The sequence below is a fragment of the Nostoc sp. LEGE 06077 genome, assembly GCF_015207705.1.
GTDB lineage: Bacteria > Cyanobacteriota > Cyanobacteriia > Cyanobacteriales > Nostocaceae > Nostoc_B.
The window spans coordinates 106,161-120,430 of sequence record NZ_JADEWI010000010.1 but is presented as its reverse complement, the minus strand read 5'-3'; the positions used below and the strand labels follow the sequence as shown (position 1 = coordinate 120,430).

General features: G+C 41.1%; 13 protein-coding genes. 8 read left to right on the top strand and 5 right to left on the bottom strand.

Annotated elements, in window-relative coordinates:
- Positions 1–93: 93 nt before the first annotated feature.
- The 3 genes from IQ244_RS09920 to IQ244_RS09910 all read left to right on the top strand — a co-directional run bounded on the left by IQ244_RS09920 (position 94) and on the right by IQ244_RS09910 (position 3,768).
- Positions 94–1,539 (top strand): glycoside hydrolase 100 family protein, encoded by a 1,446-nt coding sequence (locus tag IQ244_RS09920; protein WP_193892907.1) that lies wholly within the window; start codon positions 94–96, stop codon positions 1,537–1,539.
- A 396-nt stretch (positions 1,540–1,935) separates the two neighbouring features.
- Entirely contained in the window at positions 1,936–3,285 is a 1,350-nt protein-coding gene (locus IQ244_RS09915) for a 16S rRNA (cytosine(967)-C(5))-methyltransferase (RefSeq protein ID WP_193892904.1), read from the top strand.
- Positions 3,286–3,342: 57 nt separating this feature from the next.
- The gene (locus IQ244_RS09910; RefSeq protein ID WP_193892902.1) at positions 3,343–3,768 is read left to right on the top strand and encodes a TerB family tellurite resistance protein; all 426 of its coding nucleotides are present in this window, start codon (positions 3,343–3,345) and stop codon (positions 3,766–3,768) included.
- Between the two features lie 88 nt (positions 3,769–3,856).
- Here IQ244_RS09910 and psb35 read toward each other — a convergent pair whose 3' ends face one another.
- The 3 genes from psb35 to IQ244_RS09895 form a co-directional block, all read right to left on the bottom strand.
- The gene (gene psb35 / locus IQ244_RS09905) at positions 3,857–4,084 is read right to left on the bottom strand and encodes a photosystem II assembly protein Psb35 (protein ID WP_193892899.1); all 228 of its coding nucleotides are present in this window, start codon (positions 4,082–4,084) and stop codon (positions 3,857–3,859) included.
- A gap of 404 nt (positions 4,085–4,488) precedes the next feature.
- Positions 4,489–5,337 (bottom strand): M56 family metallopeptidase, encoded by an 849-nt coding sequence (locus tag IQ244_RS09900; protein WP_193892896.1) that lies wholly within the window; start codon positions 5,335–5,337, stop codon positions 4,489–4,491.
- On the bottom strand, positions 5,337–5,756 hold the full coding sequence (locus tag IQ244_RS09895) for a BlaI/MecI/CopY family transcriptional regulator (RefSeq protein ID WP_193892893.1): 420 nt from the start codon (positions 5,754–5,756) through the stop codon (positions 5,337–5,339). The genes IQ244_RS09900 and IQ244_RS09895 overlap by 1 nt, the downstream gene beginning before the upstream one ends.
- Before the next feature lie 201 nt (positions 5,757–5,957).
- Between IQ244_RS09895 and IQ244_RS09890 the strand changes: the two genes are divergently transcribed.
- From IQ244_RS09890 to IQ244_RS32420, 3 genes are all read left to right on the top strand, one after another.
- Positions 5,958–6,593 (top strand): Uma2 family endonuclease, encoded by a 636-nt coding sequence (locus tag IQ244_RS09890; protein ID WP_193893020.1) that lies wholly within the window; start codon positions 5,958–5,960, stop codon positions 6,591–6,593.
- 139 nt (positions 6,594–6,732) lie between these two features.
- Positions 6,733–7,470, top strand: coding sequence for a 2-phosphosulfolactate phosphatase family protein (locus tag IQ244_RS09885; RefSeq protein ID WP_193892890.1), 738 nt, complete (start codon positions 6,733–6,735; stop codon positions 7,468–7,470).
- An 810-nt stretch (positions 7,471–8,280) separates the two neighbouring features.
- On the top strand, positions 8,281–8,433 hold the full coding sequence (locus tag IQ244_RS32420; RefSeq protein ID WP_228058832.1) for a CopG family transcriptional regulator: 153 nt from the start codon (positions 8,281–8,283) through the stop codon (positions 8,431–8,433).
- 61 nt (positions 8,434–8,494) lie between these two features.
- Here the strand turns inward: IQ244_RS32420 and IQ244_RS09880 are convergent, their stop codons facing one another.
- Positions 8,495–8,683 carry a CopG family transcriptional regulator gene (locus tag IQ244_RS09880; RefSeq protein WP_322746045.1) on the bottom strand — a complete coding sequence of 63 codons (189 nt, stop codon included), beginning with the start codon at positions 8,681–8,683 and terminating at the stop codon, positions 8,495–8,497.
- A gap of 307 nt (positions 8,684–8,990) precedes the next feature.
- Between IQ244_RS09880 and IQ244_RS09875 the strand changes: the two genes are divergently transcribed.
- Both IQ244_RS09875 and IQ244_RS09870 read left to right on the top strand, forming a co-directional pair.
- A complete protein-coding gene (locus tag IQ244_RS09875; RefSeq protein WP_193892887.1) occupies positions 8,991–9,842 on the top strand; it encodes a hypothetical protein in 852 nt (283 codons plus the stop codon).
- Between the two features lie 104 nt (positions 9,843–9,946).
- Positions 9,947–10,168, top strand: coding sequence for a hypothetical protein (locus IQ244_RS09870; protein WP_193892884.1), 222 nt, complete (start codon positions 9,947–9,949; stop codon positions 10,166–10,168).
- A gap of 229 nt (positions 10,169–10,397) precedes the next feature.
- Here the strand turns inward: IQ244_RS09870 and IQ244_RS09865 are convergent, their stop codons facing one another.
- Positions 10,398–13,916, bottom strand: a complete 3,519-nt coding sequence (locus tag IQ244_RS09865) for an NB-ARC domain-containing protein (RefSeq protein WP_193892881.1) — start codon at positions 13,914–13,916, stop codon at positions 10,398–10,400.
- Positions 13,917–14,270: the final 354 nt, after the last annotated feature.

Below are 14,270 nucleotides of genomic sequence, written 5' to 3'. Positions count from 1 at the left end.
ATAAATTCTCTTTGTTATGATGAGGATGGCAGAAAATTAGACAATAAGGCGCATTTACTACGAACATACAACCTGCATGGAGTTTTTTAGGCAATGCAAATAGAGAATTTATTAACAGATGAAAATACAGAAAAAGCAGCATGGGAAGCACTAGAAAAATCGATTCTCTACTATCAGGGACGACCGATTGGCACAGTAGCAGCTTATGATGAATCTGTAGAAGCACTCAATTATGACCAGTGTTTTATTCGAGATTTTGTCTCTTCAGCATTAATTTTTCTCGCTAAAGGTAGAACAGATATTGTTCGCAACTTTTTGGAAGAAACGTTAAAGTTACAACCAAAAGAAAGGCAATTAGATGCCTATAAACCGGGGAGAGGTTTAATTCCAGCCAGCTTCAAAGTTGTATTAGATAATGGCGAAGAATATTTAGAAGCAGATTTTGGTGAACACGCGATCGCCAGAGTTACACCTGTGGATTCTTGTCTCTGGTGGATTATTTTATTACGTGCTTATGTTGTAGCGACAAAAGATTTTTCCATAGCCTATCAGCCAGAATTTCAAAATGGCATTCGCTTGATTATGGAAATTTGTTTGGCGAATCGTTTTGATATGTACCCAACACTGTTAGTTCCCGACGGTGCTTGTATGATTGACCGTCGCATGGGTATATATGGTCATCCTCTAGAAATCCAAGTTTTATTCTACACAGCACTGCGGGCATCGCGGGAATTACTAATTTGTAAAGGCAATCAAGATATTGTGGCCGCAATTGATAATCGTTTACCACTTTTATGCGCCCATATCCGTCAGCATTATTGGATAGATATTAATCGCTTAAATGCCATTTATCGCTTCAAAAGTGAAGAGTATGGCAAAGCGGCAGTTAATCTATTTAATATCTATGTAGACTCTATTCCCTATTATGAATTAGATAAATGGCTATCCAGAAAAGGTGGTTATTTAGCAGGTAATGTTGGGCCATCACAGCTGGACACTCGCTTTTTTGCCTTGGGTAACTTGATGGCAATTATTTCTGATCTAGCTACAGAAGAACAGTCACAAGCAATCATGAATCTCATTGATGAAAGATGGGACGATTTGGTGGGAGATATGCCAATGAAAATCTGTTTCCCAGCTTTAGAACATGAAGAGTATAGAATTGTGACTGGATGTGACCCCAAAAATATACCTTGGTCTTATCATAATGCTGGTAGTTGGCCTGTCTTAATGTGGATGTTGACAGCAGCAGCGATTAAAACTGGTAAAGTCCATTTGGCTAGAAAAGCAATTGAAATTGCGGAAGCACGGATTGGTGAAGATGAATGGCCAGAATATTATGATGGTAAAAAAGGTAGACTAATTGGCAAACAAGCTAGGAAGTATCAAACCTGGACAATTGCTGGTTTCTTATTAGCTAAAGAATTAATCAACGACTCTTCTCATTTACCACTAGTCAGCTTTGATAAATTACCTCCAGAGTTAGTTTCTAGAGCTTGTGAGTTTGAAATTGGCAGTGTCGACCCTCATAGCTCTTGATAGTTGTTATGAGGTAAAGGCAATTATACTACTGATGAAGTATAGCAATTCTCAGGCAGATGAAATACACCCCACCCGCGCTGTCGCGCACCCTCCCCTTGCCAAGGCTATGGTGTACACATAAATCTGGGTTGAGTGCATCGTCCCGCCTCGGAATTTATTCCGAGTCTAATAGCGGAAGTCCTCTCAAGAGGACTCAAAAAGAAATTGATTCCAGTCTACTAAAGTAGACTTTGGCTATGAGCCTGTAACTTTAGTTCAAGGCGGGATGTGGTTGAACCTGTCCCGCTTGTGTGTATACCGCAGCTATATTGAGGGCGAACGGCCGTTTGCCCTTACCACCATACTGATAGAATAATACAGCCCTGCCAAGTCAACGGGGGTAGATGAAAACTTATGACTAACCCCCGCCAAATAGCTTTTATTGCTTTGCGAGATGTTCACAAAGGGGCTTATGCTGATGTTGCCCTAGATAGAGTGTTGCGAAAATTTAAATTGCCAGATAGCGATCGCCGTCTAGCGACAGAATTAGTTTATGGTAGTGTCCGCAGATTACGCACCCTCGATGCACTCATTGACCAACTCGCCACGAAAAAATCTCACCAACAACCCCCAGAACTGCGTACTATTCTGCATCTAGGTTTTTACCAACTGCGCTACCAAGAACGCATTCCCCCCTCGGCGGCGGTGAATACAACAGTGGAACTCGCTAAGGAAAATGGTTTTTCTGGACTCACTGGTTTTGTCAATGGTTTGTTACGCCAGTACCTCCGTCTGACCGAAAAATCTCCTGAACCTTTGAAATTACCAGAAAATCCTGTAGAACGTTTGGGGATTTTACATAGTTTCCCCGACTGGATAATTCAAGTTTGGTTAGACCAAATTGGTTTGGCGGAAACTGAACAACTTTGTGCATGGATGAACCAAACCCCGACAATCGATTTACGCATCAACCCACTCCGCACTAATTTAGAACAAGTAGAAACAGCCTTAGCATCGGCGGGAATTTCCACGCAAAGAATCCCCCATTTACCCCAAGCCTTACGGTTAACTAGCAGTCCCGGAGGCATACAAAATTTACCTGGGTTTACCGAAGGTTACTGGGTTGTCCAAGATGCAAGCGCCCAACTGGTGAGTCATTTACTCGATCCTCAACCGGGTGAGGTGGTGATTGATACCTGTGCAGCCCCAGGGGGAAAAACAACGCACATAGCCGAATTAATGCAGGATCAAGGTAAAATTTGGGCGTGCGATCGCACTACTTCCCGACTGCGAAAACTCCAAGAAAATGCGCGGCGACTCAATTTGCACTCAATTGAAATTTGTACTGGCGACAGTCGTAACTTGCCGCAATTTTACAATATTGGCGATCGCGTATTGCTAGATGCACCATGTTCTGGTTTAGGAACCTTACATCGTCACGCCGATGCACGTTGGCGACAAACACCAGAATCTATCCAAGAACTCTCACTGCTGCAAACGGAATTACTCTCACATACATCAAATTTTGTCAAAAACGGTGGTTTATTAGTTTATGCCACCTGTACACTGCATCTAGCCGAAAATGAAGCGGTAATTTCGGGATTTTTGGCTGAAAACTCGGAATGGCGGATTGAGCCTTTGGATGAGAGTTCACCCTATTCAGTTTATGCTGCACCTCAAGGTTGGCTCAAAGTCTGGCCTCATCTTTGGGATATGGATGGCTTTTTTATGGTGCGCTTAAGAAAAACTAATAATTCAGGGTGATTACTGCTGGGGATTGTACGATTTGATGGAAGCCCCAATCTACCACAGGAGGCAACAATGGTTACTGATTCCAATGTAAAGAACTTAGTTAAAATCTTGATTGGAGCCGCTTGGATTGATGGGATAATTCAGCCAGAAGAACGACAGTATCTCCGCGAAATTGCCCAAGCAAAAGGTTTAGCAAGCGATCCAGAGATTAAGCCTTGGTTGTACGAATTAGTACCCGTGCAACCAAAAGAATGTTACGCCTGGGTGAAAGAATATCTGGGCGATCGCCCTAGCTTGGAAGATTGCGAAAGTCTAATTGAAGCCATTAGCGGCTTAATTTATAGCGATGGTGAAGTCGCAACCGAAGAAGCTAGACTCCTGACACAACTTCAGGATTTAGCCGAGCAAGATAATTCTGCTCAACAACCAGTTCATAATACGTTGCTTAAACAAATTCAAAAGCTTTATCGCCGTTGGGTCGACGTTCAAAATTAACACTATAGTCCAGAGTCAAAAGTCAAAAGTCTAGATTCCCAACTCTAAAACTTTGAGCATTGACCTTTGACTGTTGACTATTGACTTATTATGACTTCGGTTCACCTAGACCCGGAGTTTCTTCTTTTTCTACCTTGGGTACAAAGTCTGGACGGTCTTTGCTTTCCCAACCCACTGGGCGTTTAGAATTGTACCAAGCAATAGAACCAATGGTGACAGCAGCAATAAAGCCTACTACATAGACCAATGTAAAAGCAAAGGGAAAATTACCTCCGCCTGTTGCTACTGAATCTGCCGCCTGCATTAATATATGCATGAGTATATGCTCCTATTTTACGCAACACTACTTAAGACACTATAAAACTAGAGTATCACTTACATCCTCCTCTAGTTTGAAATGGTGGTCTTTCAAGAGATACAGACGAATAGAGACTTGGTAATGCCAAGTCTCCAAAAAATTTATCAATCAAAAAATTATGTTTATCTGAGCCTGAGTAAATTTTGGTCAGGCGATAAGCTAATAATCACAAAAGCTTGCTTGTTGAGACCGCAAGGGGGTAGGGGAGCAGAGGAGCAGGGGAGAGAACTGGAAGTTTTTACCCAAATTTTCAATTGTGCAACTTGTAAGCACAAAAGCTTATCGACAACTTTCTATTAGTTCGCCACACAAACTTTGTCTGGTGGTAAGCAAAAATCACAAATAACGACATTAACGAGTTATCAGGTGTGGAATAACACAGTTAGTAAAGGTATAAACGCCAACAGAAATCCTTGCCAAGATTGCCAGTTAATGGTTGGTGCAGGTTCTGGTGGTGCGAGTAAGGCATCTATTCTTTGTTCCAGGCGATCGCCTACAGCAGTACCCAACGCCGCACAGCAAACCTCAGATTCTGGTAAGACAGAAGTTTGGCTAACAACCAACACTAGCGATTCTGCTAACAGCAATGGATCTACTTGAGATACAGCGTAACTATCGGCACGCAGTTCTCTTAACACAAGTAACTCTTGCCACAACTCATCTGTATTCGGTAGCCAAGTGGTGCAAGAACGCACCCAACCCAGCCAGAAAAACCAAAATGTATCACGGTAAAAATGATGTCCTTGCTCATGTGCTAAGACACTTTCTACATGAGCAGGTGAAAGAGTTTGGAGCAATCCTTGACTAATTACTAGTTCTGGTTGCCAAAAACCAATCTGACCAGCGAACAATGCGGGTGTGTTGAGTAGTCGGACTAAGTTACCATCCAGATTGACTAAGGGAGAATTACGGGCAGATTCGACAGATTGCCAACCTTGGAAAGTGAGTTTAATAGCCAAAAAGGCAAAATAGCCCAAAGCAATAAATGCTAAGTCATAGCTCAACCAGCCGCCTGTATAGGTTCCACCCATTTTACCTTGTGGCCCCATACATAGCAGGGCGATCGCTGTCATAAATAGCAACAGCGGGGGAAATAGAAAGATAAATAGAGCTTTCCGCCACCGCACGTTCCAATTACCTGGGGTAATTACCCAAGAGCATCTCAATATCCAAGAGACTGTCACCGCAGTCAAAATCATGATTAGATGCATTATTGTTCCTCCCTGGCTTGACGTGCAGCTTGAATGCGCTTGGCGATCGCTTCTATTTGCTGACTCGCATTTTCATCCAGACTATCGGCAAAAGCGGCGATGACATCAGGATTACCCACCGCTAAAAATCGTTGTAATTGATCATGAGCTTTAATGACTTGAGCTTGTTGCTTACTCAACAATGGTCGCCAATAAAAAGCTCGTCCTTGTTTATCGCAGGCCAGCCAACCTTTTTCTGTGAGTCGCCGCAGCACTGTGGTGACAGAAGTATAAGCCAATTCTCGGTTAGGATCAGCCAAAATGCGATCGTGTACATCTTTAACTGTCGCAGAACCAAGTTCCCAGACAATATTTAAAATTTCTGCTTCTAAGGGGCCTACAGACAGTTGTTTTGGGCGGTAATCGGGTAAAGGTGCCATGTCGATTTTAGATCCTAGAGTTTAGATTGGCAGATTTGCTGCAAAATTCCCCTCTTGATTAACCAAGGTAAGGTTATTATAAATCCCCTGTTACTGGGATATTTGATTAAATTAAATCAACTAAGCGATCGCACCTTTAAAAATACCATCTCAAATCTTCATAATCATTGCCCTTCACTACCACTCAAAGGATCTGCAATTATGTATGCCCTAGTCTCCTATGACAAAATTCAATTACCTGCTGGTTCTGTGGTGCGCCTACCTGCTACTTGGCCAGAGTATCAGCGCCTCTGTGAACAACGGGGAGATGGCTCAATTCCTCGCATTAAATATCGTGATGGAGAAGTATTACTCATGTCACCTTTGCCTGTACATGGACGAGATGCCAATTTAGTAGCAGATATTGTGAAGGCTCTGTTAGATCACGATGGCAGGGAATATGATGCGTTTACCCCCGTGACTATGGCGCTACCCGAAGAAAGTGGTATTGAGCCTGACTATTGTTTTTATATTGATAATTGGCAAGCCGTCTCAGGTAAAAAGCGAATTGACTGGAAACAAGATCCCCCGCCTGATTTGGTGATTGAAATTGATGTCACTAGTTATTCCGACGTGGAAGATTATCTGCCTTATCGTGTTCCAGAAGTTTGGCTATTTAAAAAACAGCAGTTATTGATTTACCAATTGCAGGGAACCGATTACCCAATGCAAACCCAGAGTCGCTATTTTCCAGAATTTGATTTGCCCAGCGCCATCGCCCAGTGTGTGCAAATTGCCTATCAACGCAACACCAGCGCCGCCATACGCCATCTTAAACAACAGTTAAGTAACAGTTAAAGTCAAGGTTTTCTGCCCTCATTGGCCTGAATCTTGCTATCACCTCTAGAAATTCCTATTGCTTGAATTGTCATTATGACTATTCACACAAATTAGAATGTATCTCGACAATAATATTTAGAGCAGGTGTATCCAGCGCGTGAAGTTATTCTTATACCATACTCCAGAATTAACTCCCAAGGATGAAATCCCCGACTGCGCGATCGCAGTTGATGTCTTGCGAGCCACTAGCACAATTGCCACAGTCTTAGCGGCTGGTGGCGAAGCAGTACAAGTATTCAGCGATTTAACCAAGCTCGTAGAAGTTAGCGAACAATGGCCAGCAGAAAAACGTTTAAGAGCCGGAGAACGTGGCGGAGCCAAAGTTACTGGCTTTGAACTCGGTAACTCTCCCCTAGACTGTACATCAGATTTGGTGCAGGGTCGTCGCCTGTTCATCAGTACGACAAATGGGACTCGTGCTTTACAACGGGTGCAAAACTCTCCGGCTGTCCTAGCCGCAGCTTTGATCAACCGAGCCGCAACAGTACAGTATCTTTTAGAAAAACAACCAGAAACAGTCTGGATTGTTGGTTCTGGTTGGGAAGGAAGTTTTGCCTTAGAAGATACAGTTTGTGCTGGTGCGATCGCCCATAGTATCGTTGCACAATCCCAGGTGTCAGCAAATGAATTAGCTGGTAATGATGAATTAATTGGGGCGATCGCTCTTTACACACAGTGGCAAGATAATTTATTGGGATTATTCCATCATGCTAGTCATGGCAAACGCCTGTTACGCCTGGAATGTCATGAAGACCTGAAATATTGTTCCCAAACTGATATTTTGGATGTTTTGCCAATCCAACAAGAAATAGGAGTTTTAAAAAGCAAAATTTAAAAATTACTCACACATCATCAACTCTTCCCAAGTTTTTTCTTCTTGTTTTCGTAGCATCTTTCGGGAATTTTTCCGAGTTTAATGTACCAGATTTAACTTTGTTTGCCTATCTGGAAGCTTAATCTTGACGCGACGCTTGTTCTGTTTGCATTCATTAGTCATTTAAAATCTCCCTGGTACTTATACCAGGGAGATTTTAAATCAAATTATTTAATAAATTGTTTATTAATTAATAATAAAAACTTAACTAAACTTTATCACACATAAACTTGTAATGAAGGAAACACAGCCTTAAAAGATTGTGGGAGTTAGCAAAGATGCAATAGAAAGGAGTTTGGACTATCTATAACCCTCATTTTGCACTTAATCTTCTACTTCTGGACTATTTTGTCAATTTTAATCACCTTCATCGAAATCATTACTTACATCATTGTGCTAATTTTCAAAATATCTGGTCATAACATCATATTTGGCTGATGCTTGACTTGAGTGGTAATATTCTCAGTAAGAAATTTAGACCCTGATTGATCTAAATACCAGAGAAAACAGAAACTGGAGAAACTTTAGAGCGTCTTTGAAAAGTGATGCGGAGGCAATATGCTTCGTCTCTTAGCAAGATAAATAAACATCTTTGATGATTTCTGAAGATAGCTGATGAAAGCAAAGGCATACTTTTTTAGCTATTTTTTATTTTAGGTAAATCACTCTCTCTCTTTTAAAGAGCGTACAAGCGTAGAGACAAAAGCTAGAGGATGGTCTGAAATAAATGAAAATTTCTGTAGTTTCATCTAATACAACCAGATTTATAGCATGAATAAAAAATGGGCGGTCAAGCGAATAACCATCAACCTGGCATTAAACGAAGCCAAAAGCTTAGAAAAATATTGTGACCAAACAGGGAGACCAGCAACAGATGTGATCAGGGAATTGATTAGAGGATTGGCTACTACAAGATCTGAGTAGTCTTCAAGCTGGGTCTATGTTTTCCAGCATTGTATTGAGGATTTTCTCAACTTTAACTAACTTAGGTTACAGATAACCCTCGAATGAGTTCCTCAATCACATTCGAGACTGCTTGTCCTGTCTGTTCACAGTATTTTTCTAGGTTTTGAGCTTCATCTGGAGTCAAGTCTATAGTGATTTGCCTGACTACCTGTTTTTTAGTGGAGGTTGTCAAACCAGGAAATCCAAGGGCAAATGTTTTATCCATCATTTTCCAGTTCGTATGGAGTCTACTAAATATTGCCAATACTGAAACATCTTTACCAGTGAAAATCAAGATTTTAAGCTTAAAGTTAAGCTTTTTACAGATATTCTTGATTCAGAAATTTACTTGAGAAACGCAGAAAATCCCATTTGGCCATCAATTCATAATTTTTAAGTGAGAAAAATTTTTAAAAAGCGCAGTTGTCTCATAGGTGTATTGAAATTATTTAATTATTCAGTTATCTACGATCTTTGGCAGTAGCAGAATTACCAGTCAAGATCCTACAAAGATATGGGAGTGTACAAAGCGAACCATGCCTAATGAATTCTTAATTGATACAGAATCAGCACGTATTCAGCCTGATAAGGTAAGGATGGAGACAAACAATAGTAGTTGGGTAAATCAACCGCAATCAGATGTTAGCGGTGATTCCTCAAATCAAAAAATGATGGATGCAGATACCTTATCTAAAACCCGAAAGCTTTTAGATCGGGCAATAGTATCTGCTTGGCACACAGTAAAGTCTGATCGCCGACCACCAACTTTAACCGCTACCCGTTGGGTATGGCGACTGGCTGGTTTTTACCATTTGTGCCATTCTACTCCACAACTAATGGAAGAAGCGCGATCGCGTTTCGCCTCAGCAAATCGTCAGAGTTTGGCACAGTGGGCTGCACAAAAAGCACAAGATGAAGCTGGTCACGATTTACTGGCTCTGCGGGATATTCGCTCAATGGGTTATAGAGCCGAAGCTGTTGTTCAAGCGTTTTATCCTCCTGCGGCAAAGGCATTAATGGATTATTTCGCCCAAAGCTCACAGGACTCAGACCCAATTGATTGCGTGGGCTATTCCTATACGGCAGAACGTTTAGGGATATGTATAGGAGAAGCGTACATTCAAAAAGTAGAGGAATTGCTACCACCAGGTATCAATGCTACCCGTTGCCTACGTGTACACAGTGCTATTAGTAGCAACGAGGTACAGCACGTTAAGGAAACAGTGGCGATGATTGCCGGGCTAACTCCCCAAGAGTGCGATCGTGTGGCACAAGCCTGTTATCAAGCCGCATTATTGCGTTTTAGCCCACCGTCAGAAGCTTATATATCAGATGAGGAGATTGAAAATGTTTTAGAACCACTAAAACTCAGTCATCAGGATGAGTAAGGCTTGGTTATTAACTACTGAGGTACTGACCAAATAACCAAGCGTAAATTTTTTCAAAAGGTTTTGCGAACATTCAATTCAGTGCAATTACCAAGGAGAAAAACATGAAAACAGCAACATCAACAATTACAACAATCACCCAGTCATCTTTCACTCATGATGATTCTGTGATTCAAAACAAATCTTTGAATCATCATAATTCTGACACTAATCTCAGTGACAATAACTTAGCAATATTAGATGACACAGATTTAGAGTTAGAAAAAATCATGTTCGAGGAATTCGCACATGGATTGCCTAGCGACATTCCTATGGCTGATCTTTAGTTTCTGCCTATTTGTCTAATTGATAGAGCTTAGGTGATTAAGTAATCAGAGAGTGTGTCCCTCAATTATCTAGCTTGTACTAAATAAGAGTCAGGACTTACTTACGCACAAAGATTATCTGTTGAGACTGGTTGTAGGAGTGCGTTTTTCACGCCCATACCCCTACACCCTTTTCTCAAACCTTAATTTTTCGTTTTTTTGCGTAGTCCTAAAATACCAATTCAGTATTCTAAGCAACTGCCCCCAATCCCTTCAAAGTAGTAATAGTTGCGGCAGTTAAACCTGTAATCCCCCTAATATTCGTTCCCTCATAAAATTTTTTAGCTTTTAAAGTTTTTACGCACTCAGTTGTGCTGACATCCCAGACTCTAATTGTCTCATCCGCACTGCTACTGGCCAGAGTTTGATTATCTGGGCTAAAAGCTATTGACCATACCCAAGCTGAATGTCCATATAGTGTTCTTTGACATTCGCCTGTATCCACATCCCATAACTTAATTGTGTAATCGGGACTACTACTAGCCAGAATTTGACCGTCTTGATTAAAAACAACTGCTTTAACAATACTATTTGCACAAACCTCTAAAGTTTTTAAACAAACACCAGTCCTAACACTCCATAACCGAATTGTTCCGTCATAACTAGCACTTGCCAGTAGTTCACCATTCGGGCTATAAGCGATTGACCATACCCAATTTGTATGACCCTCTAATGTTTGTTCGCACTCACCAGTGTTGACATCCCATATTTTGACTGTCTGATCCCAAGCACCACTTGCCAATGTTCTCCCTTGAGGACTAAAGGCAACTGATTGAACCGCAGCACTATGTCCCTGAAAAGTTTGCAAGGATTGACCCGTATTCACATCCCACAACCGCACTGTTTGATCTTCACTGGCACTTGCAAGTTTTTGCCCATCTGGACTGAAGATAACTGACTGGATTGCGGCACGATGTCCCTGAAAAGTTTGCCAGGATTGACCTGTATTCACATCCCATAAGTTCACTATGCGATCATCACTGCCGCTTGCCAATTTTTGTCCATTTGGGCTAAAAGCAACTGATCGAACCACCGCACTATGTCCTAAGAAATTGTGCAAAGCTTGTTCTGTATGAATATCCCATAACCTCACTATTTGATCGTGACCGCCACTTGCCAACATTTGACCATCTGGACTATAAGCAACTGACCAAGACTGACTGGTATAACCACTAAGCGTCTTCAGACATTGACCAGTATTAACGTCCCATAGTTTCACAGTTTGGTCATCACTGCTAGTAGCGAGAAGATTCCTTTGCAAATTAAAGGCAACAGAAAGTACCCAACCAGAGTGTCCTTGAAGGGTTTTCAGGCATTGACCTGTATGAAAATCCCATAATCTTACGGTTTGATCGAGACTACCACTAGCGATAAGATTGCCTTGAGGACTAATGGCTACTGACCAGACAGCAGCATGATGTCCATGTAGAGTTTTAATACATTCCCCAGCTGCAATATCCCATAACTTTACTGTTTGGTCATCACTGCTACTGGCAATTGTCTGGCCGTCAGGACTGATACTGATGGATCTTATGCCATCAAGATGCCCTGGCAAAATTTTAAGGCATTCACCAGTGCTGACATTCCACACACGAATTGTATTGTCATCGCTGCCACTTACTAGTTTCTGACCATCCAGAGTGAAAACGGCACAGACTATCCAACTGGTATGTCCTTGAAAAGTTTTGAGGCATTCACCAGTGCTAACACTCCATAGTTTTATCATGTGGTCATTACTACCACTTGTTAGGGTGTTACCATCTGGACTAAAAGCTACTGTCCACACCTCATGTTTGTGTCCTTGCAAAGTTTGAATACATTGACCAGTAGTGACATTCCACAACTTCACAGTGTGGTCGCTACTACTGCTTGCCAGCATACTACCATCAGGGCTAAAGACAAGTGATGGAACCCAGTTAGTATGTCCTTTGCAAATTAAGAGTTGTCTCCAGTCGGAAACTTGGTACAAGCGAATCTCACCATTGGTATCTCCCGTTGCTAAAAGTTTGCCATCAGGACTAAAAGCTACTGAGGCAATACCACCAAAGGTTTCAGTAAAAACAGATTTGGCTAAATCAGCATTTTGGAAATTAACATTATGTAGTTTGACGTTCCGCAAATCAGCTTGCCAAACTGTTAGTTCCGAAAAATCATAGCCTGTTAAATCTGTCTGTAGTTGACACAGCAGATTAATAATATTTCCCCCTGTGTATCCTGGTTCTTGGGGTGATTCTACTCTAAGCTTGCGTAAAATTTGTGTTAGTTGGTTTTCAATACCTTTTTTGCTTCTTAATACAGTGAGCAAGCCATCAATCACTGGTTTGAGAATGAGGCGAATCTGTGTTTCTCTGATGTAATCTTTAGCACTTGCCTTGATCAGAGCGTGACATCTCAAAAGCTGAATATTCTCAGTGACTATTTCTTCACAAACTTTTTCTATCAATACCTGAGTTACATATTCCATAACTACAGGTTGTAAGGTGAAAGTTGCTGTGCTTTTTTCTACTAGCGATCGCCTGACTAAAGATTCTAGCGCTTCTAGAGATTTTTGTGGTGGTACTGGCGATAAAATATCCTCTCGCAAGTCTGATAGCGCCACTGGTTCACAATTAATTGCTAACCAATACATTATTTCTTTTTCTAAATCTGACAAGCGCTCAAACTGCTGGTCTAAAATATCACGAATATCGCCAAAAACAACTGTATTTTGTTGTAAAAACTCAGTTACATTCCCGGCGAACACATCTTCAATGGTTGTCGCCACTATTTTTAAAGCTAATGGATTACCGCCATAGGATTCAATCATGGCTTTCCATTCATCTTCGGCGGCTGATAATCCTTTGACTTTTAAAATTTCTTGGCCTTCCACTACCTTCAAGCCACTTAATTGTAAGGCGCGAACAGGTAGTGCTTCTCCTTCTAATAATCCTATTTCTTGAGGTTTTTCTCGACTAGTTAATACTAGGCAACTTTGGTGAGTCGCTTCTCCTAAACGCTTGAATAATTCACCATATCCTTCATATCCTTCTCGATATTTGCCGGCTCGACTGCCATAACGGAGAATAGATTCAGCATTATCCAGAATTAATAGACAGCGATAATTTCGGAGATAATCCATCAAGCGTGATATGCGATCGCTTAAACTGTCTGGTAAGTTAGCTTCTGTTTCTTGCTCGTCAGATAAAAACTGGATCAATTGAGTTAGTATAGCTTTCACCGGTGGAGCTTCACGCAGCGATCGCCAAATCACATACTCAAAGTCTTCTTGAATCTGTTGAGCCAGCTTGACAGAAAGCGCAGTTTTACCAATCCCACCCATGCCTAACAATGCCACCAATTGGCAATGTTCATCCAGAATCCATTGTTCTAAGGTGAGCAGTTCTTCTTTCCGTCCATAAAAAACGGGTAAAAAACTCGCATCCCCCCAATCTAAATGATTATTTGAGCTTAAATAGTCACTTTCATTTATTTGTAAATTAAAAACTAAAAATAGTTTTTCTAGAGTTTTTTTATCAACTCCCCCTTCTCGATTTAATACTTTTGAGATTGTGCTGGGATGTAACCCTGAAAGTGAACTGATATCTTCAAGTGTGAAGCTATTTCCAAAATTTTCCTTGGCTTCTGATTGACGCTTTGCCTCTTGAAGTTTTTGTAAACCTCTAGTAGTAAGTGAAACACCGCGCTTGCGTCTCCAATTCTGTAATACCATGTATTAAAACTTGATTAATTATCACTTAGCCCTGATGTTATTGGCTTGCCAACATAAGAATGTAGTAATTCTAATTTATTTACAAAATATATATTTGAGAATTTTTAGCTCAAGCAAGCTTGATGATGGTTAATCAAACGCCCTTAGCTTGAAATAGTGCCAAATCATTCTTAATTTATCAAATATCATTCCAGTGCTATAGTTTATGCGGAATGATCTTACACACAGGATTAGGTATATTAAACGTATTTTCGGCTGTATCTTAGCATATCCCACGGCAAGACTCACCAAGAGAATATGGAAGATTACTTTTAGGGCGTATCTGGATGCAGAGAAATGTTGCTATTCCCGTAA